The sequence below is a fragment of the Pseudoalteromonas sp. R3 genome, from assembly GCF_004014715.1.
Lineage (GTDB): Bacteria > Pseudomonadota > Gammaproteobacteria > Enterobacterales > Alteromonadaceae > Pseudoalteromonas.
In genome coordinates this window covers 4,089,313-4,110,413 of the sequence record NZ_CP034835.1, presented here as the reverse complement: position 1 = coordinate 4,110,413, position 21,101 = coordinate 4,089,313, and the positions used below count along the sequence as shown (strand labels likewise).

The following is a 21,101-nucleotide window of genomic DNA, read 5'->3' as shown; positions in this document are numbered from 1 at the left end:
TTACTGCTCTGGCTGGTCGTTATTCTGAGTTGCCAGTTTAGCCTCCAGTTCAGCCACTTTGGCTTCCAGCTCTGTCAGCTTCTCGCGGGTTTTGATTAAGACTTTACTCTGAATATCAAATTCTTCACGGCTGACAAAATCCATTTCTGCCAATTTATTTTGAATGGCTTGTTTGGTTTTGCTTTCAAAGGTATCTGCCAGATTTTTCACACCTTGTGGCATGTTACTGGAGATCTGCTTGGCGATTTCTTCAATTTTTGCTGGGTTGATCATGGGCTGGCCTCTAAGCTTGATTATAGTCTCTATCTTACCTAAAGCGGTCACCGGTTAAAAGCGCTTGGGATCCACTTGAGCATTACGGTAAACTTAGCAGCTTATTGACTAAAGGTGATCACAGAATATGAAACTGAACCCGAAACAAGACGAAGCCGTTAAGTACATCAGCGGACCCTGTCTGGTACTGGCCGGTGCCGGCTCTGGTAAAACCCGGGTGATCACCAACAAAATAGCCTATCTGGTGCAAAAATGTGAGTACAAGGCGCGCAACATTGCGGCGGTGACCTTTACCAACAAGGCCGCCAAAGAAATGCGCGAGCGGGTATCGCAGACACTGGGCAAACAAGAAGCCAAAGGGTTGTGGGTCTCGACCTTCCATACCCTGGGACTGGAGATCATTAAAAAGGAAGTGAAAACGCTGGGCTATAAGCCGGGCTTTTCTCTGTTTGATGATCAGGATACCCATCAGCTGCTGGCTGAACTGACCGAAAAAGAGCTGGATCGCGACAAAGATCTACTCAATCTGCTGAAAATGCAAATTGGTAACTGGAAAAATGAACTGATCCAGCCTGAGCGGGCTATTCGTGAAGCCGGTGAGGCACAAAAAGCGCTGTTTGCTCAGTTGTATGCTCGCTATCAGACCCAGCTCAGGGCTTATAACGCGCTGGATTTTGACGACCTGATCATGATCCCAACCTTGTTATTAAACAGCTCAGTAGAAGTGCGCGAACGCTGGCAGGCCCGTTTTCGTTATTTGCTGGTGGATGAGTATCAGGATACCAACACCAGCCAGTATCAACTGGTAAAACTGTTGGTGGGCGAGCGAGCCCGCTTTACAGTGGTTGGGGATGACGATCAATCTATCTATTCATGGCGTGGCGCCAAACCACAAAATCTGGTGTTGCTGAGCAAGGATTTTCCGGGGCTGCGTCTGATCAAACTGGAACAAAACTACCGCAGTGCCGGGCGGATCCTGAAGGCGGCGAATATTCTGATCGCTAATAACCCCCATGAATTTGATAAAAAACTATTCAGTGAGCTGGGGTATGGGGATCCACTGCGCCTGATCCCAACCCGCGATGAAGAGCATGAAGCAGAGCGGGTGGTGGCGGAGATCATTTCCCATAAGTTCATGAAGCGCACCAGTTACAAAGACTACGCCATTTTGTATCGTGGTAACCATCAGGCGCGGGTATTCGAAAAAGCCCTGATGGCCAACCGTATTCCTTATAAGATCAGCGGTGGTATGTCGTTTTTTGCCCGCAGTGAAATAAAAGACATCATGGCGTACTTGCGCCTGCTGGTGAATCAGGACGACGACAATGCCTTCTTGCGTATCGTGAATACCCCGCGCCGTGAGATTGGGCCGGTGACATTAGAAAAGCTAGGCAGCCTGGCTAATGATAAACACATCAGTTTATTTGCTGCCTGTTTTGAACCTGAGCTACCGCAGCGACTAAGTGGCCGTGGTCTGAATGCTCTGATGGGATTTGCCCGTTGGGTGGTGGAGCTGAGTGACAGGGCAACCCGTGGAGATACTCTGGAAGCTGTGAAGGACATGGTACGTGAGATTAATTACGAAGCCTATCTGTATGAGTCCTCGCCCAGTGCTAAAGCCGCCGAGATGCGAATGAAAAACGTCTCAGAGTTGTATCGCTGGATCAGCGACATGCTGACGGGCGATGCCGATAATCCTCCCATGACATTGCCTGAAGTTGTGAGTAAGTTGACCTTACGAGACATGCTGGAGCGTAATGAAGAAGAGGACGACAGCGATGCGGTGCAACTGCTGACCTTACATGCCTCGAAAGGACTGGAGTATCCACACGTCTTTATGGTCGGGATGGAGGAAGGCTTATTGCCGCACCAAACCAGTATTGATGAAGACAATGTTGAGGAAGAGCGTCGTCTGGCCTATGTGGGCGTAACCCGGGCGCAGCAGACGTTGACCATGACGTATGCCAGGAGCCGTCGTCAGTTCGGTGAGCAGATCACGCCAGAACTCAGTCGCTTTGTGCAGGAAATGCCGCAGGATGATATTCAAAGCGAGGGTAAAAAGCCTGTGCAATCACAGGCCGAGCGTATGGAGAAAGGTCAGGCCCGGGTGGCAAACCTCCGGGCTATGCTGAAGCGTTAAAGTGGCAGCGATTCGTGAGCGGAGCGTGCTTCGCTCTGGCTGGTGCCAGTCAAGCTTTGCTGCTTACCAAAAAACAAACTCAGTCCGTGACGTTCCAGCAGACTTCTGAAGTTCAGGATTGCAGGCCCTTTCGCTATAACCTGAATGGCTTTGAGGGCGGTGACTGCCAGGATCCCTTGTAACTGCACATCATAGCTATTTTGTTGTAATACGCGTTTGCTAAACGTTGAACTGAGCAGCAGATATTTAAAATCAATGTGGCTGACCAGTGCCAGATCGCAGCGATCTTTAGCAAAGTCATTGAGACCAACCGCAATGCCCAGGCTGCACAGCTCCTTGAGGTTTTCAAGTTGCATACTCGAGGCATAGCGGATCTCATTTTCATCAAACAACAAGCATAAGTTGCTGGCTCTGACGCTCAGGAGTTGCTTCAGCTCAGCAAATGTTGTGCTTTCTAAAATGGCACAGGAGCAGGCAAATAACACATCGATATCACTACTTTTGGCAATACAGCTGGCCTGGTCAAGCGCCTGAGTGAGCAGCTGCATTTCAATTTTTAGTTGCTCATCTTTGGCTGCGGCAAACTTCTTAAGGATATCGAAGCTGGTGCTACCCAGCACCGGGTGTTCGCCAAACGCTTCCAGCATGACGATTTGCTGACCATGATTGGCCATATTAACTATTTCAGTACTGCGGAAGTGAACTGGCAGTGCACTGAGATGGTGATACTCCGTTTGTTTACTTGGCGCACTGGCTGCGCTGAGCAGCGGGTGATAAAACTCGTACCGTCCTCGGCCTGCATTTTTGGCGTAATACATAGCCGCATCTGCATCGCGGATGATTTCATCGGTATTTTTGTAATCTTTGTTGCTATAGGTAATACCAATACTGGCGCCACTTTGCATGCAAACGCCCTTCATACAGAACGGCTGTTGCATTACTCTGATGAGACGCTTGGCAACATCTTCGGCTTGTTGGCGATCGCTCAGGTGATCCAATAGGATCACAAATTCATCTCCCGCCAGCCGTGCCAGCAAGTCGTGTTCTCGAATACACTCGGCAAATGCCTTACTGACCCAGATTAAAAATTGATCGCCCGCCTGGTGACCGAGTTCATCATTGATGTCTTTAAATTTATCGAGATCGATAAATAAAACAGCAAAATTGTTTTCCGGATATCGTTGGTATTTTTGTAATGTTTTCTCGAGCTGAGTGAGAAACAGCAACCGATTAGGTAACGTAGTCAGAGGATCATGGTGGGCATCATGATAGAGCTGCTGCTCAATTTTCTTTCTTTCTTCTATTTGCATTTGTAAGTGCAAATTAGTCTGGCGCAGTTCTTTGGTTTTTTCCGCAACTCTATGTTCCAGCTCCAGGTTACTGGCTTTGAGTGCCTGATTAGCCAAATGGGTTTGTAAAACCGAGGCAATCTGATTCGAGACAAATGAAATTAATTCAACATCTTCATGGTTGTATTCGTACTCATGATTGTATGCCTGACAGGCGATCAACCCAATGACCCCTTTTGCCGTTTTCAGCGGGGCTCCCAGCCAACTGGTAGCCGCATCCTTTAGCTGATAATTGTTGGGCCGCTTGACGATTTCATTGTCGATCAGAACCTGAGCTCGCTTAGTGTCGATCAGCTGGCTTCGCTCGGTGGTGATCACCAGCTCACTGTAGCCATTGGCAAACGGACGAGGTTTGTAGTCTGTCATCTCGTCTACACTGTACGGGAAAGTTAGCCAGTTAGATTCTTTGTCATGCAGCGCAATAAAGAGGTTATCGGCAAAGGTAATGGAGCGCATGATCTGGTGGACTTGCTGGTAAACATCGTCGATATCGCTGAACTGGGTGGCTAACTCGGCGATCTTAAATAGGATCTGCTGCCGCTCCAGCGCTCGTTTACGTTGCTCAATTTCGGTATTCAGTGCTTCATTACTCTGCATTAGAGCACGGGTTCGAATTTTTACCTCAGACTCCAATAATTCACGCTTTTTAACGCGTTCAATCGCCGTTGCCAGATATAAAGACATGACTTCGAGCAGCTCGACTTGCTGCTCACTGTAATGTTCATCCTGAGAGTAGTTTTGCGAAACCATCACACCTATGATGGTTTTTTCTCTGAAAATAGGCACGCCGACCCAGTGCTCAGCCTGAGTTCCCAGCGCTTTAAACAGACCCTGAGCACTCATGTGCTCCATTTGTTGGCGCTTAAGATACAAGGTTTGTCGATTTTTAAAGACGTAACCTGTGATCCCCTGGCTAAAGTGGTTCGCCTCGTGCAATGGCACCGAGATACCATCTTTTTCATCAACAAAATAAGACAGTTCCAGACCTTGGGTAAACTGGTTCTGTAACACGACATAAAAGCTTTTACTGGGTAAATACTGCTCTAAAATGCTGTGAATAGCGGGGTACAGCAGCGTCAACTCCGCAACCGTACTGGCCTGCTCTGATAATTGGATCAAAGCATGCTGCAAGTGCGAGTTTTGTTTATATTTCTTCAGCAAGGACTCTAAACGGCGATTTTTTCGAGTCAGTTTGCGAACTAAGACGCTGGGATCTTCCAATGATGAAACCAAGAGTTATTATTGTCTATTTATTGTTCTTATATTTTCATTTTTACAATGGGGGGTCAAGTGCAAAATTTTAATAACATTATGGTGATAATTGTCTTAAATTCTGCGACATGACACGCCATTAGTAGGGGGAATTAACTCCCCCCGCACGGCGATTTTTACTTGATCATAAAATCAATCGCTGCGGCGATTTCGTCATCGCTACAGTCCATACAGGTACCACGAGGAGGCATCGCGTTGAAGCCATTGATTGCGTGGTCAAGTAGCACATCTTTGCCTTTTGCAATACGCGGTGCCCAGTCATCAGCTGTTTTAGGCGCGCCTAGTGCACCTGTGCCATGACAAGCAAAACAGGAAGCCTGGTACACTTGCTCACCTGAACGCGGACCGGTAGGCGCCGCGGCAGCAATATCTTCGGCACCAGCCAGGTAGACAGAGCCCACAGGCTCAAGACGCTTTTTGATCGCTTCTTCAGTTAAAGAATTGTCGAATGGCTGTGCGATTGCCGCAGTAGATAGCAATAACAGTGCTGCTGAAAGTTTCTTCATTTACCTTGCTCACTTCAAATTGAACGTGATCTATCACGATGGATGACGGAATTAAGCCGATTATAACGTCACCAACTAATTTATAAAACGTAAACTTGAGTATAAGCGACTAAAAAATAAAATTTATTGCGTTAGGGCAAAAAATCATAGAGTTGAGCGTAGATGAATTGAATTAGTTTGCTTGATTATTGAACAGGTTGGCAGAGGCGGCATGGTGCCGCCCGGGTTTAGTGCTAAGCCAGTTCAAGTAGCTTTTGTACGGCTTTTTCGATACCGCTTGATGCTTCGCTAATCGAGCCTGCTAGCATATATGCTGGGGTACTGATGACTTTGTGGTTGTCATCGACCACGATCTCAGACACATCGCAGGCAACGTGGCTGGCACCCAAAGCTTCAACTGCCTGAGCTGTAGCCTCATCATTGCCGATGGTGGCCAGCGTACCAGCTGGGTGGATATGACCAATAAGCGCAGGTGCAATACACAGATAAGCGATGGGTTTACCTAGTTGGTTGAAAGCCTGACAGCTTGTTTTGAGCACCTCCAGGATATTGGATTCTGCCCCTTTAAAGGCAAAGTCGGATAGGTTTTTTGCGACGCCGAAGCCACCTGGTAGGATCAATGCATCAAATGCACTGGCATCCAGTGTGGCGAGATCTGCAACTTCCCCACGCGCAATGCGTGCGGCCTCAACCCGGACATTGCGTTGCTCGTCTTGCTCTTCACCGGTGAGGTGATTGATCACATGATGTTGCTGGATGTCGGGTGCAAAACACTGATAACTTGCACCCAGGCGCTCGAGGTGAAGCATAGTGAGTACAGATTCATGGATCTCAGCACCGTCAAAGACGCCACAACCGCTTAAAATGATCGCTACTTGTTTCATCGGGATCTCCGTTTAAAGTCTTTGTTTTGCGATATATGCAATTTTGTCATTAAGCCAGTAATAAAAAAATATAAAGGATCTGCTTTGATCTTTGATCGTTTGTGTTAGTATACGCCTCCGCTCATGGAAAAGCGGTGAATTTATAGCCACTCAGTAGTTGGCTGTAAACTGACTCCAAAGTCACTGTCCACAATCTTAGCTTAAAGCATATAAAAGAGTAAAAATAAATTTCCTTTTATATTCAGTGTTTTACTTTTTTATCCTAGACGTCTTTCTGATGTGTGGGCCGATAGCTCATGTTTATCTACAAAGTTATCCACAGGCCATCCCCATTTCTTATGGGGCGTTTTGGACTGTGCCAGACTCGTTTTATTCTCGTCCTTATGGCATGCTAACCCAGATTTAAAACTTCCAATTTTAGGATCCCTATAACTATGTCTCAGATCCCTGAAAATCCGCTGATCCTGGTCGATGGTTCGTCGTATTTGTTTCGTGCCTATCATGCGCCACCGCACCTGACCAACTCCAAAGGAGAAGCCACAGGCGCCATTTACGGTGTCATCAACATGCTGAAAAGCTTGCTCAAGCAATATCAGCCCAGCCATATGGTAGTGGTGTTTGATGCCAAAGGGCCGACTTTCAGAAATGAGATGTACAGTGAATATAAAGCACATCGCCCACCGATGCCGGATGATCTGCGTACGCAGATAGCCCCGATCCACGATATCATTCGTGCGATGGGCCTGCCGCTGGTCAGTATTGAAGGGGTCGAAGCAGATGATGTCATTGGGACGTTCTCGCGCCTGGCGTCAGAGCAGCAAAGGCATGTGCTGATCAGCACGGGTGATAAAGACATGGCACAGCTGGTCAATGAGCATGTCACGTTAATCAACACCATGACCAACACCATTTTAGACCCGCAGGGCGTAGTGGATAAGTTTGGTATCGGGCCAGAATTGATCATCGATTATCTGGCGCTGATGGGTGACAAAGTGGATAACATCCCGGGTGTGCCTGGTGTGGGTGAAAAAACCGCGCTGGCCATGTTGCAGGGGCTGGGATCGATTGACGATCTCTATGCCAACCTGGATAAAATCGCCGATCTGGGTTTCCGTGGCTCAAAAACCATGGCTAAGAAACTGGCAGAGCACGAAGCACAACTGAAGCTATCTTACGAGCTGGCAACCATTAAACTGGATTGTGAGGTAGAACAAGACCTGGAACAGTTCAAGATCCGGGAAATGGACAAAGATCAGTTGATTGAGCTGTATGGCCAATGTGAGTTCAAACGCTGGTTGGCTGAGTTGCTCGATGGTAAGAGCGCGCCGGAAACGGCCGCTGACACTGAGCAGGACTCTGTGGTCACGCCACCGGTTGAGGTGGACTATGAGACTATTTTAGAGCGCGAGCAGTTGGATCGCTGGCTCGATAAGCTGCGTGAGGCTGAGCTGTTTGCCTTCGATACCGAAACCACCAGTCTGGACTATATGCAGGCTGAACTGGTCGGTATGAGTTTTGCGGTCGCAGCAGGCGAAGCGGCGTATCTTCCATTGGGACATGATTATATGGGCGCGCCCGAACAGCTTGACAAGCAGCTGGTGTTTGAGTTGATTGGCCCGATCCTGGCAGATCCCAAGCATAAAAAAGTGGGACAAAACCTGAAGTACGACAAGAGCGTGCTGGCACGCGCCGGTCTGGAGCTCAATGGCATTGCCTTTGACACTATGCTGGAGTCTTACGTATTTAACAGTGTGGGTACGCGCCATGATATGGACTCGCTGGCACTTAAATACTTGGGGCATAAAAATATCAGCTTTGAAGAGATCGCAGGTAAAGGTAAAAACCAGCTGACGTTTAATCAGATTGAACTGGACAAAGCTGCACCGTATGCAGCGGAAGATGCCGATATTACCTTACGCCTGCATCAGCACCTGTGGCCACAACTACAGCAGCATCCGACTTTAGTCAGTGTGTTTGAAGACATCGAGCTGCCGCTGGTCAGTGTGTTGTCTGATATTGAGCGCACCGGTGTGAAGATCGACAGCGATATGCTGGCACAGCAGAGTCACAACATTGAAACGCGCCTAAAAGAGTTGGAGCAGGAAGCCTTTGAGCTGGCGGGAGAAGAGTTCAACCTCAGCTCGACTAAACAGTTACAGGCAATCCTGTTTGACAAGCTAGAGCTGCCGGTTTTAAAGAAGACGCCTAAAGGCGCGCCGTCTACTGCGGAAGAAGTATTGCAGGAGCTGGCCCATGATTATCCGTTACCTAAACTGATCATCGAGCATCGCGGTCTGGCCAAACTCAAATCTACTTATACCGATAAACTGCCTAAGATGGTTAACGAGCAGACTCAGCGCGTTCATACCTCGTATCATCAGGCCGTCACTGCCACAGGTCGTCTTAGCTCAACCGATCCTAACCTGCAGAACATTCCGATCCGTAATGAAGCCGGACGCCGGATCCGCCAGGCATTTGTGGCGGATCAAGACCATGTAATTATGGCAGCGGATTATAGCCAGATTGAGCTGCGGATCATGGCGCATCTGTCGCAGGACGCCGGTCTGTTAAAAGCTTTTGCAGAAGGTAAAGATGTCCACAGTGCCACTGCGTCAGAGGTCTTCTCTGTACCACTTGAAGAGGTTACATCGGATATGCGCCGTAAGGCCAAAGCGGTAAACTTCGGACTGATCTACGGTATGAGTGCCTTTGGTCTGGCCAGACAGCTGGATATTCCGCGCCACGAAGCACAGCACTATATGGATAAGTACTTTGAACGCTTCCCGGGTGTGCTGGAGTATATGGAGTCGACGCGGGAGAAAGCCGCAGAGCAGGGCTATGTTGAAACTCTGTTTGGTCGACGTTTATATCTGCCGGATATCAAGGCACGCAATGGTGCCCGTCGCAAGGCGGCTGAGCGCGCTGCAATCAATGCCCCAATGCAGGGCACAGCTGCGGACATTATCAAGAAGGCGATGATTAAAGTAGCTCAGTGGCTGGCGACTCAGCAGGACAGTGATATTAAGCTGTTAATGCAGGTGCACGATGAACTGGTCTTTGAGGTGAAAGCCGATAAAGTGGCGCAGTTTAGCGAGCATGTCTGTCAGCTTATGAGTGACGCAGCCAAGTTGGATGTTCCTTTGTTGGTTGAAGCCGATCACGGTGAAAACTGGGAGCAGGCGCACTAGCGTTATGGTTATCCCAAAAAAACACGGCTCAGGCCGTGTTTTTTATTGCCCCGATCCCAGTAATGGCGGGCCCTGCAAATGTATCTTGTGTAACTCAGAGGTAAAAATGCGCAATCTGATGTTTAAAAAATATCAAATTGGCGCATAACTTGCTTTTGGCTGTTTATTTCCCCTAAGTGATTTGCTACAGTGCGCGCGTCCTCTTCCTGTAGGACATCCTGTTGATGATGTATCTCTCCTTGTGAAGATACAGTGTATTGATAGCTTCTCCCCAGATTGCTATAACGGCTCGCAATGTGAATGGTGCGAGCCGGTTTTTCCTGTCAATTAATCTTTCAATATAAGCCATTTTCTGATTGCGCTATAAGGCCAGTATTAGGTGCCATGTCGTTGCATCTGCTTACGGGATACAGTTAAGATGACGACTTTCATTTTCAAGGAATACGTCATGCTTAAACCCTTTCTTTTTTCAATCCTTGGCCTGTCGGCGCAGTTTGCTCAGGCGTGGCAATTAGACACCGCACATAGCGATGTGAGTTTTACCTCTATTAAAGCGGGCAGTGTTGCTGAAAATCATCACTTTAAACAGTTGTCTGGCACCATAAATAAGGCCGGTGAACTGGATCTAAGACTGGATCTGAGCAGCGTTGAAAGCCTGATCCCCATTCGTAATGAACGCATGCAAAAGATGCTGTTTGAGGTGACTAAATTCCCAGAGGCTAAAATCACCGCTAATGTGAGTCAGTATCTCAAGTCGCTAAAACCGGGTGTTCAAATTATCCAAAAGGTGCCTGTTACGCTGGCACTGCATGGTCAGGTTGCCACATTGAACGTGGACCTGGTGGTGAACAAAGCTAATCAGCAACTTCAGGTGACACCACTGCGCGCTGTGCTGATCAATAGTCGTGATTTCGGCCTGGATGCGGGGATTGAAGCACTGCGTAAAGTTGCTGGTCTGAATACTATTGCAACCGCCGTACCTGTTACTTTCAACTTGGTGTTCAGTGAGTAATATTGATGCGCTGATCTCGCATTATGTGACGCAGCATGCGCCCACTGGGCGCTGGCATGCCGATGAATGTGGGGTTGGCGCGTTTGAAATTGACGCACAGGGTCGCTGGTTTCACGAGGGGGCACCGATCAATCGAGAAGGACTGGTCAGGCTGTTCGCCAGTGTGTTGTGTTATGAGCAGGGCCAGTATCTGCTAAAATCACCCGCCGAGACGTGTCCGGTAAAAGTCGCAGATAGTCCCTTTATGATTGTAAGCTGGCAGTATTGTAACCTGGCACCTACGTTGGGCTTGTCGACCACTTTAATCGTCCAGGATAATTTGGGCCGGTTGTGGCCTGTTTGCAGCGAGTTTCCCTTGGTGCTTAAATCCTACCAAGGTCAGTCAGTCCCGTATTTGATGCTCAATTATGGCTTATCGGCACGAATTAGCCGTTCGGTCTATTATCAGTGGGCTGAGTTGGCGCAGTCTCGGGGTGACGAGTTTGTGTTGATGTCGGCGAATTCGTCATTTGTGATTGGATAGGCTACGCCTGGGGCGCAGCCTGAAGTCTATTACTCAGCAGCAGGCGTGTCTTGCTCTGCTTCTTCTTTGACGTATGGTCCTAGGAACCAGTCATCCAGCTGCCAGGCCAGCTCTTTAAGACCGAATCCTTTTAAAGAAGAAAACGCGTGAACAGTAATATCGGCGTTGAGTTCAGCCAGTGCTTTACGCACCTGAAGTACCTCTGCTTTGCGCTTGCCTTGCTTTAACTTGTCGGCCTTGGTTAACAGTGCCAGTACAGGAATGTCACTGCCAGCAGCCCAGTTGATCAAATCCATATCCAGGTCTTTGAGCGGATGACGAATGTCCATCAGCACCACAATACCTTTGAGGCTCTGACGCTTTTGTAAGTATTCGCCCAGTGATTTCTGCCATTTCTTTTTCATTTCCAGCGGCACTTTTGCAAAGCCGTACCCGGGTAAATCGATCAGGCGATTATCATCATCGAGTGAGAAGGTATTGATGAGCTGAGTACGGCCCGGCGTTTTACTGGTCCGTGCCAGCTTCTGATCAGTCAGGGCGTTTAGCGCACTGGATTTTCCCGCATTGGAGCGTCCGGCAAACGCGACTTCAATGCCGGTATCGGCGGGTAATCGGGAAATATCTGGGGCACTCGTCACAAACTGAGCACGATTATACGGCATGCGGGATTTTAGCACTTCGACTCCTCAAGGGGGTTGATCTCATTATTGTCTATTTTATTATACTTGGTTGCTAAAGCAAAAGCCGATAAAATCTTCACCTTGGGTGAGTTTTTACGCTATGTCCTTAAGGGGAAACTTAATCCAGGTCAAATCCCTATAATTTATGGGCTTAATGTGAGCAGAAAACGTGCCAGAGAAATTAATATCGTGTAGAATGTAGCAATTGCAACGTAAAACTCGAGCCCGTTGACTTTGTCGGTGCCAATTAGTGCACAATTAGCAAGCTTGGTCAGTCGGTCTCAAATAAGATTTGCCCACGCAGTAAAAGAAACGAGGCTTTTTCGGCTGGGGTCAAAATTACAGGGTCGGAAACAGAGAATTTACCATGAAAAAAATAGCATTAACTTTAACTATGTTGCTAGGGTCCTTGTCAGCCAGCAACGTCGCGGCATTTGATGGCGATGCGCAAGCCGGTAAAGCAAAGGCAGCAACCTGTGCGGCGTGTCACGGTCCGGATGGCAATGCTCCTGTTACTATGTATCCGAAAATCGCTGGCCAACATGCGGATTACATCTACAAGCAGCTGCAAGAGTTTAAGCTTGGCATGACGTCGGGTGGTAAAGAAGGTCGTATGGATCCTGTGATGAGTGGCATGGCTATGCCTTTATCGGATCAAGATATGAAAGACTTGGCTGCTTATTTTGCGTCTTTACCAATGTCGTCAGGTACTACTCCTGAAGATGTGGTTGAAGCTGGGCAAAAACTATATAAAGCCGGTGATGCTGAGCGTGGTATCCCGTCTTGTGCTGCGTGTCACGGTCCACGTGGTAACGGTACGTCTCTGTCTAAGTTCCCGAAAATTTCATTCCAGCACCCTGAATACATCAAGGCGCAGCTTGAAAAGTTCCGTAGCGGCGATCGTAACAACGATCCAAACGGCATGATGGGTGACATCGCGAAGAAACTGACGGATAAAGACATCGAAGTATTATCTAAATACTTAGGTGGCCTACACTAAAGTCGTATAGATACAAAGCATACCCAGTGTAAACTCTGGGTATTGTAAAAAAGGCAGCAACAAGGCTGCCTTTTTTTGATCTCACTTTGTGAGATATATCTCAATGTTGATGTAGGATATATGCTTATGAAGTGTGTAGGACTTGACTTAATTTCATCCTGCGTTCAGTTGTAACCTATTGTAATAAAATTGGTTTAATGTTGTTCTAAAATATTCAGGTAATAATTTTGTTATTGTTTAGTTGTAACTGTTTCAGATCGGCGTAGATTATTCGTTGTCGCCAGATAATACAAAAACAGGGACAATACGTAACGGAAGCGTCGGTGGCAAGACTCGGTATTCTCTTTGAATACACAGGATGACCAAGAAAGTGTCAGGAAGACCGAAAATAAAAAATGCATTGGAAGTTTGATAACAATAACAATATGGAAAGTGTTCACGGAAGTGACAACAAAAACAAAACGGAAGATACCACAATAAAAATAATAAAGACTTAAAAGTCGAAGGGAGAAGTGTCCAGTTTGTGACGCTCAGATTAGTAAGCGGTAGAGAGCAATCTCTGCCGCTTTTTTATTTGTGTATGCATATTTGTTCACTAATTGATTGCTGTTACAATACGGCCTTTAAGGCATTTCGGTTTATCTCAGTTGCAAAATCCACAGTCATGGCGTTGCGGCCTTTGTGAAGGCGACTCACTGACGCACTACCATCAGGACAAATTCAGAGACTACTGGCAGTGTCAGCGCTGCAAGCTGGTATTTGTCTCCCCGAGCAGCGATTAAGCGCTGAGCAGGAAAAAGCCATTTATGACAGTCATGAAAATGATCTGATGGATCCCGGCTATCGGCGCTTTCTATCTCGCTTGGCTGAACCGCTGTGTGAGCGTTTACCGGTGGCTCAATCAGGACTGGATTTTGGCTGTGGTCCAGGCCCCCTGTTAGCCAAAATGCTAACCGAGGCCGGCCATCGGATGGCGCTATATGATTTATACTATGCCAATGATCCCAAAGTGCTGGAACAGCAGTATGACTTTATTACTTGTAGTGAAGTGATAGAACACCTGGGCCAGCCTGGTAAAGTGCTGCACCAGTTGCTGGCCATGCTCAAGCCTGGCGCACCATTGGCATTAATGACTAAGCTGGTAATAGATCCAGTACGTTTTGCAAACTGGCACTATAAAAACGACCAAACCCATATCGCGTTTTTTAGTCGTGAGACGTTTGCCTACATTGCAGAGCAATTTAATACCCAGGTCGAAGTGATAGGCAATGATGTCATCATTTTGACTAAGCGATAGTACAGAATGAGTAAAGACTAGTATGACGAGAAAGAAGAAATCCCGTAAGGTGGGCAACATTGGCACACCGAGGCTGAGTAAAGAGAAACTTCAGGAACTGAGAGCGCTCAAAGAGCAGCGCAACAAAAAGCACAAAGGTAAAAAGCCGGGCTCACGTAATGCACAAGAAGCCAAAGTAGAAGAGAGTAAGACTTCTGGCAGCAAGAAGGATCCGCGTGCGGGCAGTAAAAAGCCAGTTGCGCTGGTACCTCAGCCACAGCAGGCCAGCGAGCCTAAGCTCAATCGTGACCTCAAACCTCAGGTGGAGCTGAAAAAGGTCGCGCCGGTGACATTAACGCCGGAAGAAGAACTGCGCCAACTGGAAAATGATGAGCGTCTGATGGCGCTGTTAGAGCGTCATGAGCGTGGTGAGCTATTAACGGGCAAAGATGCCAAGTACTTCAATAAGTCGGTGGCACGCCATCAGGAGTTATGTGAGTTACTGGGCATTGATGATGAGTTCGAAGAAGCTGATATGCCGCAGGAAGACGAGCTGGATCAGTGGATGAGTAATGATCTGGCGAATGAGTGGTTAACAGACGAAGACGAGGAGCGTTAAACTATGTGGATAGCCGCGATTGTGGTAGGCGCGTTGATCATCGCCGGTCTGGCATTTTACGCCGGCAAGCTGCTGTGGCAGTTGAAAGTTCAGAAAGACACGATAGCAAAATTGCAGCAGGAGCAAAAAGAGAAGCTGGCACGGTCTCGTGAGGAACGAAATGCCAAGCTGTCCGATAGTATCAATCTGATAGCCAAAGCGATGCAGCAGAAGCAGTGTGAGTACTCTGAAGGCTGTTTGCGGGTATGGGTGCTGATGTCTCAATACAGCTTTGATGAGGAAATCGAGCTGAGCCAGAGTTATCCGGGTGTGCATGAGATGTACGAGGAAGTCAAAGAAATGCCGACCCATGACGCACGCAAAAAATACAGTAAGAAAGAGATCTATAAAATGGATGCGCAGCGCTGGCGCGCTGAAGAGCGTCTTGAAGCACAGATCCTGGAAGACTGTGAAAAGCTACTGAGTCGCTTTAAGCCGCTGCCAGGCAGCGAAAACGTGGTTTTTCAGTAGCCATGTATGATCTACTGGGTGCGCACAGTACGCCCAGTTTGTAAGGTGGCGGGTGAAAAGCCCGTCACCAGCATAGTACCCGTTAATACCAGCACCATCCCGCCCAATGTATTGAGTCCAACCTGCTCGTCTAATATCAGATAGCCCCAGACAATCCCAAACAGGGGGATTAAGAATGTGACCGATAGCGCAGAAGCCGCACCTACGTCTGAAATTAATCTAAAATACAATAAGTAAGCAATGCCAGTACAGATCACGCCCAGTGCAATAACGGCAGAGATTTCTGTGCTATCCGGCACTGCCCGCATGGGTATGAAAGGGAGCAGCGGCAGTAGCCAAAGGACGGCTGCCCACATGCTGCCATGTGCATTATCAAACGCGGGGATCTGGGGTGCATTTTTAGCATAATTGCTCGCAACACCGTAACTGACAGCAGCAAGTACCCCCGCCAGGACCGGCCAAGTCAGCTTTTCTGAGACAAGGGTCTGGTCCCAGCCAACCAAGATGATCACGCCAAATATCCCCAGCACCATGCCGATCAGAGACTTCACTGAAAGAGGCGTTCGGTGCCAGAAAAAAGCGATCAAAGCACCCCAAATGGCAGCCGTAGCGTTTAAAATTGCCAGCATAGAGACTGTTAGGGTTTGCGCCGCATAGGCAAAGAGTACGAAAGGTAGCGCTGTATTGAGTAATCCCAAAATAAAATAGTGCCGGGCGTGGGCGCGAAAATGCAGAGATCGCTTCAGGTACAAGGCTGTCACGAGCAAAGCAAGTGCGGCAAAGCTCACTCGAAATTCGATCAAGTAAGCCGGTCCAAAGGTCGGCGCGGCAATACGCATAAACAAAAATGAACCGCCCCAGATTGCAGCCAAACAGATCAAACGTAAAAAACTGGATAAAGTCATCATCTTCTCTTCTACTGAGCCAGTCTGTAGATCAGGTGATTAAAGTGACGGAAGTGGCGTCTGGATGCAATGAAAAATATGCAGTGAGTTCTGAAAGTGTCTACACAGGGAGGTAGATCAGATTAACGCAGGGGAATGACATCCCCTGCGTAGACGGGCTTACAGGCCCAGTTTCTTTTCCAGGTAGTGGATATTGGTACCACCATTTTGGAAGTTTTCGTCCGCCAGAATTTTCTTGTGCAGCGGGGTATTGGTTTTAATACCGTCAATCACAAGTTCATTCAGGGCGTTACGTGCACGGGCAATGGCCACATCACGGTTTTCACCGTAAGTGATCAGCTTGCCGATCATCGAGTCGTAATGCGGTGGTACTGTGTAGTCAGCATAGATATGGCTGTCCCAGCGAATGCCCAAACCACCTGCTGGGTGGAAGCGCGTGATCTTGCCTGGAGACGGAATAAAACTTTCCGGATCTTCGGCATTGATACGACATTCAATGGCATGGCCACGGATCACAACATCATCCTGAGTGATAGACAGCGGTTGACCCGCGGCAATTTTCAGCTGCTCTTTGATGAGGTCAACGCCAGTCACCATTTCAGTCACCGGATGCTCTACCTGAATACGGGTGTTCATCTCAATGAAGTAGAATTCACCATTTTCATACAAGAATTCAAACGTACCGGCACCACGGTAACCGATCTCGATACAGGCACGCGTACAGCGATCACCAATGAACTTACGCATTTCTGCGGTAATACCCGGTGCAGGCGCTTCTTCTACCACTTTCTGGTGACGGCGCTGCATTGAACAGTCACGCTCGCCCAGATGGATGGCATTACCTTGTCCGTCTGCTAAGACTTGTACTTCGATATGACGTGGGTTTTCAAGGAATTTCTCCATGTATACCATGCCATTACCAAAGAATTGCTGTGCTTCTGTCTGCGTCAGTGCGATTGAGTCAAGTAGCTCTTCTTCAGAGCGTACAACACGCATACCGCGACCACCACCGCCACCGGCGGCTTTGATGATTACCGGGTAACCAATGCGTTTAGCGATTTGTACGTTTCGTTCATTATCTTCAGTCAGCGGGCCGTCAGAGCCAGGTACACAAGGCACGCCAGCTTTACGCATTGCTTCAATGGCCGACACTTTATCACCCATCAGACGAATGGTGTCGCCTTTTGGACCGATAAAGATAAAGCCGCTTTGCTCAACCTGATCAGCAAAATCGGCATTTTCAGACAGAAAGCCGTAGCCTGGGTGAATAGCAACCGCATCGGTTACCTCTGCCGCAGCGATGATGCGTGGAATATCCAGGTAGCTTTCGCTGGCAGCGGGTTTACCGATACAAATGGTTTCGTCTGCAAGTAGCACGTGTTTGAGGTCACGATCGGCAGTTGAATGCACTGCAACCGTTTTAATCCCCAGCTCCTTGCAGGCACGCAATACGCGAAGCGCAATTTCGCCTCGGTTTGCAATGACTACTTTATCTAGCATAGTGTTAACCTTCCAGGGGCATTATTCGATGATGAACAGAGGTTGATCGAACTCAACCGCATCGCCATTCTCAACCAGGATCGCCTTTACAACACCGGCTTTGTCGGATTCGATTTGGTTCATCATCTTCATCGCTTCAACGATACACAGTGTATCGCCTACGTTGACTTTTGCGCCAACTTCAACGTATGCCGCAGCTGTAGGAGAAGACGCCGAGTAGAAAGTACCAACCATAGGTGACTTAACCTGATGACCAGCTGGTGTGTTGCTTGCAGCCGGTGCTTCAGCTGCTGGTGCCGCCGCAGGGGCTGCAACTGGGGCTGGCGCTGCTGTTGGTACAGAGTACTGCTGTGGCTGAGCAATAACTGGTGCGCTGCTGTGACGATTGATGCGTACCGACTCTTCACCCTCGGTGATTTCCAGCTCTGCAATGCCTGATTCTTCTACTAATTCGATAAGTTTCTTGATCTTGCGAATATCCATAACTTGACCCGCCTGTTAGTTAATTTGAGTTATCTTGTTTGCGCAGCTTGGCTACGGCGGCCATTAATGCCGCTTCGTAGCCAAGCGCACCTAATCCACATATTACGCCTTGCGCCACGTCCGAAAAGTAGGACTTATGGCGAAAGGGCTCGCGTGCATAGACATTTGATAAATGCACTTCATAAAACGGGATGCTGACGCTTAGTAGGGCATCTCGCAAAGCAATACTGGTATGTGTAAAAGCGGCTGGGTTGAAGATGATGCAATCAACACGATCATATTGAGCATGAATATGCTCAATCAGCTCTGCTTCGCTATTGCTCTGAAAGTGACTTAGCTCAACATCGTAATTTACCGCGCTTTGCGTCAGGCTCTGCATGATGTCTTTTAAGGTCCGGGTGCCGTACTTGTCCGGCTCACGTCGGCCCAGCATGTTCAGGTTTGGGCCATTCAGGACTAAAATCTTCAAATTTGTAGACATAATGCGTGAAATTCCTTTATTTAGAAAACAAAGCCACTTTTTTCGAAAAAGACCTTGTTAACTTAAGCGTATGCACAGTAAATAGCAAATATTTCTCACGTTCGCGAACTATTATAGAGAGTTCAAGGTAAATAGCAGCAAAATACTGGTCTAATCAGCATAGGAAGAGACGAGACACAGAGGCAAATCTTCAGGCCTCTGTGTCGTGGGGAGCGATTCGCTCGCTAAAAAGCAGGTTACAGGACGTGTTGGCGTACTTTTTCTAAGTGAGCGGCGAACTCGTCGGCACCCAGGAATCCGGTTACGCGCAGTTCGGGGATCTCATTACCCTGTGCATCAAAGAACAAAATGCTGGGCAGACCGAAAACCGTAAACGCTTCCATGATCTCTATGGTGGTGTCGTTACTTTCGGTCAGGTCGAGTTTCAGAGTATCGAAATAAGCAAACTGGGTTTGTACTTGTTCGGTGGGAAAAGTATATTTCTCAAACTCCTTACAGGCCACACACCACTCGGCATACAGATCCACCATGGCGATTTTACCATTGCTATTAGCTTGCTCGACTGCCACATTCAGTGCAGCCAGGTCGTCCAGCAGTCTGAAGCCTTGTTTGGACTCTTGATTTGCCGCACTCACCTGGGCTGTTTCAGGGGGAGGGAAAACCACGCTTCTGGCAGTCATTAGGCCTACTACGAATAAGCTGGTTGCCATCGCCCAGAGCAGGGTTTTGCCTTTACCTTGTGACTGACCACTTTGCCAGTGATGTAAATACAGAGCGGTTGCCACTGCCAGTACCGACGCCAGTCCCAGAATGATATTAAAGTCCAGGATCCGCTCCAGCAGAATAAGCGGTACAAACAGCATAACAAAGCCAAACAGGGTTTTAACCTGCTCCATCCAGCCACCGGCTTTGGGCAGTAACTTACCACCTGAGGTACCAAGCAGCAGCAACGGCAGGCCCATGCCTAAGCTCAGCGCGTACAGAGTCAGGCCACCGACCATAAAGTCACCACTTTGGGCGACATATAACAGCGCGGCCGATAATGGCGCAGTGGTGCAAGGTGAAGCGATCAGGCCGGATAAAACGCCCATAGAGAATACGCCAATATAATTGCCGCCACTTTGTTGGTTGCTGATCTCGGTAAGCTTGTTCATCATACCGCTGGGTAGTTTGATTTCGTACCAACCAAACATGGCAAAGGCCAGTAACACAAACAATAAACTAAAGCTTATCAGTACCGCCGGGTGTTGCAGGTAGCCCTGCACCTGACCACCAAAATAGGCCACCACTAAGCCAAGCGCGGCATACGTCACGGCCATGCCCTGTACATAAACAAAAGACAGACTAAAGGCTTTTTTGGTCGACAGATGTTGTTGACCGGCAATCAGGCTCGACAGAATAGGAAACATCGGGAAAACACACGGCGTAAACGCCAGGCCCACGCCCACCGCAAAAAACACCGCCAGGTTGGTGAGCAATGATTGCTGAGCCAGTCGCTCCGTGAAGCTCAAGTCCTCGCCGTTAGCGGGGTTAGCCTCAGGCTGGCTGGTTGCTTTGGCGGGTGGGGTTGCATCAGCATCGCCGCCACTGACGAGCACAGTTAAAGGCACAGTGATCACTTCGGGCGGGTAACACAACCCGGCTTCGGCACAGCCCTGATAGCGAATTTTGACTACTGCACCGTCGGTGATGTTACTGAGTCGGGAGATCACGGCAAACTGATCAAAGTAAACTTCGGTTTTGCCAAAAAATTCATCTTCGATCATTTCACCCTGCGCGTATTCGGGCACTGAAATGTCTGCCCCTTTGGCAATGATCTCCAGTTTCTTCTTATATAAGTAGTAGCCGGGCGCAATATCCCAGCCGGTAAACAGCACTTTTCCCTGCTGGTCGAAGTCGAACTTAAACGCTTCTTCGACGGGTAAAAACGTTTGCTGCTTGGGAGCGAGCAAGCTATCGAGCACAGTGGCATTGCCTGCCGCCTGGCTGCTGGTGCTTATCAGCATCAACAGTGCGGTCAAAACGGCCAGTATGCCGCTGGGTAAAAAGCGCGTCAGCATTCGCATTAATTCAGTACCTCATCAATCCAGTTAAAATAGTCCCGCGATCCAGCACAGACTTCGATGACCTGAATTTCAGGGACATCGTATTGGTGCAAACGGTGAATGGTCTCAATGACAGCCTCGACCAAGTCAACATGCGTTTTAATCATTAATTTGCACTCGCTGTCCTGAGTGACCTCGCCCTGCCACACATAGATGGACTCAACGTTTGGCAAAATGTTCACACAGGCTGCCTGTTTATTTGCCACCAGGTGCCTGGCAATGTCTCGGGCCTGCGTATGAGTGCCGCAGGTGGTCAAGACCAATCGGTAAGGCGTCGTCATGGTTATCCTTTCACTTGAGCTAAATTTGCTCTAGTGTAACCAAACACGCGGTCTATCCCAAGCGCTTCACCTTTACTTTCAGCGCATTGGTCGTGTGCTTTGCCGTGCCTGATG

Annotated in this window: 18 protein-coding genes and 1 pseudogene; 8 read left to right on the top strand and 11 right to left on the bottom strand. The window is 48.4% G+C overall.

Translation table 11 applies throughout. From position 1 onward, the window contains the following. Positions 1-273, bottom strand: coding sequence for an accessory factor UbiK family protein (locus ELR70_RS23130; protein ID WP_054014907.1), 273 nt, complete (start codon positions 271-273; stop codon positions 1-3). Between the two features lie 127 nt (positions 274-400). Between ELR70_RS23130 and rep the strand changes: the two genes are divergently transcribed. Then, a complete protein-coding gene (rep, locus tag ELR70_RS23125; RefSeq protein WP_054014906.1) occupies positions 401-2,413 on the top strand; it encodes a DNA helicase Rep in 2,013 nt (670 codons plus the stop codon). Here rep and ELR70_RS23120 read toward each other — a convergent pair. The 3 genes from ELR70_RS23120 to elbB all read right to left on the bottom strand — a co-directional run bounded on the left by ELR70_RS23120 (position 2,410) and on the right by elbB (position 6,424). After that, a complete protein-coding gene (locus tag ELR70_RS23120; protein ID WP_054014905.1) occupies positions 2,410-4,983 on the bottom strand; it encodes a diguanylate cyclase in 2,574 nt (857 codons plus the stop codon). The two genes, rep and ELR70_RS23120, sit on opposite strands and share 4 nt — an antisense overlap. A gap of 167 nt (positions 4,984-5,150) precedes the next feature. Then, positions 5,151-5,540 carry a cytochrome c5 family protein gene (locus ELR70_RS23115; protein ID WP_054014904.1) on the bottom strand — a complete coding sequence of 130 codons (390 nt, stop codon included), beginning with the start codon at positions 5,538-5,540 and terminating at the stop codon, positions 5,151-5,153. Positions 5,541-5,773: 233 nt separating this feature from the next. Further along, a complete protein-coding gene (gene elbB, locus ELR70_RS23110; RefSeq protein ID WP_054014903.1) occupies positions 5,774-6,424 on the bottom strand; it encodes an isoprenoid biosynthesis glyoxalase ElbB in 651 nt (216 codons plus the stop codon). A 434-nt stretch (positions 6,425-6,858) separates the two neighbouring features. On the opposite strand from elbB, the gene polA reads away from it, so the two are divergent. From polA to ELR70_RS23095, 3 genes are all read left to right on the top strand, one after another. Beyond that, on the top strand, positions 6,859-9,612 hold the full coding sequence (gene polA, locus ELR70_RS23105; RefSeq protein ID WP_054014902.1) for a DNA polymerase I: 2,754 nt from the start codon (positions 6,859-6,861) through the stop codon (positions 9,610-9,612). Between the two features lie 448 nt (positions 9,613-10,060). Then, positions 10,061-10,624 carry a YceI family protein gene (locus ELR70_RS23100; RefSeq protein WP_054014901.1) on the top strand — a complete coding sequence of 188 codons (564 nt, stop codon included), beginning with the start codon at positions 10,061-10,063 and terminating at the stop codon, positions 10,622-10,624. Next, the gene (locus tag ELR70_RS23095) at positions 10,617-11,147 is read left to right on the top strand and encodes a DUF1285 domain-containing protein (RefSeq protein ID WP_054014900.1); all 531 of its coding nucleotides are present in this window, start codon (positions 10,617-10,619) and stop codon (positions 11,145-11,147) included. Before ELR70_RS23100 ends, ELR70_RS23095 begins: the two co-directional genes overlap by 8 nt. A 29-nt stretch (positions 11,148-11,176) precedes the next feature. Here ELR70_RS23095 and yihA read toward each other — a convergent pair whose 3' ends face one another. After that, the gene (yihA, locus tag ELR70_RS23090) at positions 11,177-11,824 is read right to left on the bottom strand and encodes a ribosome biogenesis GTP-binding protein YihA/YsxC (protein WP_054014899.1); all 648 of its coding nucleotides are present in this window, start codon (positions 11,822-11,824) and stop codon (positions 11,177-11,179) included. A 370-nt stretch (positions 11,825-12,194) separates the two neighbouring features. Between yihA and ELR70_RS23085 the strand changes: the two genes are divergently transcribed. From ELR70_RS23085 to ELR70_RS23070, 4 genes and pseudogenes are all read left to right on the top strand, one after another. Further along, positions 12,195-12,827 (top strand): c-type cytochrome, encoded by a 633-nt coding sequence (locus tag ELR70_RS23085; RefSeq protein ID WP_054014898.1) that lies wholly within the window; start codon positions 12,195-12,197, stop codon positions 12,825-12,827. 647 nt (positions 12,828-13,474) lie between these two features. Then, a pseudogene (locus ELR70_RS23080) lies at positions 13,475-14,124 on the top strand (class I SAM-dependent methyltransferase). 22 nt (positions 14,125-14,146) lie between these two features. Continuing rightward, positions 14,147-14,722 carry a Der GTPase-activating protein YihI gene (gene yihI, locus ELR70_RS23075; RefSeq protein ID WP_054014896.1) on the top strand — a complete coding sequence of 192 codons (576 nt, stop codon included), beginning with the start codon at positions 14,147-14,149 and terminating at the stop codon, positions 14,720-14,722. A 3-nt stretch (positions 14,723-14,725) separates the two neighbouring features. Then, positions 14,726-15,232, top strand: a complete 507-nt coding sequence (locus tag ELR70_RS23070) for a DUF2489 domain-containing protein (protein ID WP_054014895.1) — start codon at positions 14,726-14,728, stop codon at positions 15,230-15,232. An 11-nt stretch (positions 15,233-15,243) separates the two neighbouring features. Here the strand turns inward: ELR70_RS23070 and ELR70_RS23065 are convergent, their stop codons facing one another. From ELR70_RS23065 to cutA, 6 genes are all read right to left on the bottom strand, one after another. Then, positions 15,244-16,137 carry a DMT family transporter gene (locus ELR70_RS23065; protein WP_054014894.1) on the bottom strand — a complete coding sequence of 298 codons (894 nt, stop codon included), beginning with the start codon at positions 16,135-16,137 and terminating at the stop codon, positions 15,244-15,246. Between the two features lie 159 nt (positions 16,138-16,296). Further along, positions 16,297-17,637: an acetyl-CoA carboxylase biotin carboxylase subunit gene (gene accC / locus ELR70_RS23060; RefSeq protein ID WP_054014893.1), complete on the bottom strand. Its 1,341-nt coding sequence runs from the start codon at positions 17,635-17,637 to the stop codon at positions 16,297-16,299. Between the two features lie 21 nt (positions 17,638-17,658). Continuing rightward, positions 17,659-18,120, bottom strand: coding sequence for an acetyl-CoA carboxylase biotin carboxyl carrier protein (gene accB, locus ELR70_RS23055; RefSeq protein ID WP_054014892.1), 462 nt, complete (start codon positions 18,118-18,120; stop codon positions 17,659-17,661). 19 nt (positions 18,121-18,139) lie between these two features. After that, positions 18,140-18,601 carry a type II 3-dehydroquinate dehydratase gene (gene aroQ / locus ELR70_RS23050; protein WP_054014891.1) on the bottom strand — a complete coding sequence of 154 codons (462 nt, stop codon included), beginning with the start codon at positions 18,599-18,601 and terminating at the stop codon, positions 18,140-18,142. 236 nt (positions 18,602-18,837) lie between these two features. Beyond that, on the bottom strand, positions 18,838-20,667 hold the full coding sequence (locus ELR70_RS23045) for a protein-disulfide reductase DsbD (RefSeq protein WP_054014890.1): 1,830 nt from the start codon (positions 20,665-20,667) through the stop codon (positions 18,838-18,840). Continuing rightward, on the bottom strand, positions 20,667-20,987 hold the full coding sequence (gene cutA / locus ELR70_RS23040) for a divalent-cation tolerance protein CutA (RefSeq protein ID WP_054014889.1): 321 nt from the start codon (positions 20,985-20,987) through the stop codon (positions 20,667-20,669). Before cutA ends, ELR70_RS23045 begins: the two co-directional genes overlap by 1 nt. Positions 20,988-21,101: the final 114 nt, after the last annotated feature.

Excerpts from the sequence above, each read along its gene's own strand:
- ELR70_RS23070 (WP_054014895.1), top strand. The coding sequence starts at position 14,726 with ATGTGGATAGCCGCGATTGTGGTAGGCGCGTTGATCATCGCCGGTCTG.
- ELR70_RS23130 (WP_054014907.1), bottom strand. The coding sequence starts at position 273 with ATGATCAACCCAGCAAAAATTGAAGAAATCGCCAAGCAGATCTCCAGT.
- cutA (WP_054014889.1), bottom strand. The coding sequence starts at position 20,987 with ATGACGACGCCTTACCGATTGGTCTTGACCACCTGCGGCACTCATACG.
- accB (WP_054014892.1), bottom strand. The coding sequence starts at position 18,120 with ATGGATATTCGCAAGATCAAGAAACTTATCGAATTAGTAGAAGAATCA.
- ELR70_RS23065 (WP_054014894.1), bottom strand. The coding sequence starts at position 16,137 with ATGACTTTATCCAGTTTTTTACGTTTGATCTGTTTGGCTGCAATCTGG.
- ELR70_RS23100 (WP_054014901.1), top strand. The coding sequence starts at position 10,061 with ATGCTTAAACCCTTTCTTTTTTCAATCCTTGGCCTGTCGGCGCAGTTT.
- ELR70_RS23045 (WP_054014890.1), bottom strand. The coding sequence starts at position 20,667 with ATGCGAATGCTGACGCGCTTTTTACCCAGCGGCATACTGGCCGTTTTG.
- ELR70_RS23115 (WP_054014904.1), bottom strand. The coding sequence starts at position 5,540 with ATGAAGAAACTTTCAGCAGCACTGTTATTGCTATCTACTGCGGCAATC.
- polA (WP_054014902.1), top strand. The coding sequence starts at position 6,859 with ATGTCTCAGATCCCTGAAAATCCGCTGATCCTGGTCGATGGTTCGTCG.
- aroQ (WP_054014891.1), bottom strand. The coding sequence starts at position 18,601 with ATGTCTACAAATTTGAAGATTTTAGTCCTGAATGGCCCAAACCTGAAC.
- elbB (WP_054014903.1), bottom strand. The coding sequence starts at position 6,424 with ATGAAACAAGTAGCGATCATTTTAAGCGGTTGTGGCGTCTTTGACGGT.
- yihI (WP_054014896.1), top strand. The coding sequence starts at position 14,147 with ATGACGAGAAAGAAGAAATCCCGTAAGGTGGGCAACATTGGCACACCG.
- accC (WP_054014893.1), bottom strand. The coding sequence starts at position 17,637 with ATGCTAGATAAAGTAGTCATTGCAAACCGAGGCGAAATTGCGCTTCGC.
- rep (WP_054014906.1), top strand. The coding sequence starts at position 401 with ATGAAACTGAACCCGAAACAAGACGAAGCCGTTAAGTACATCAGCGGA.
- ELR70_RS23085 (WP_054014898.1), top strand. The coding sequence starts at position 12,195 with ATGAAAAAAATAGCATTAACTTTAACTATGTTGCTAGGGTCCTTGTCA.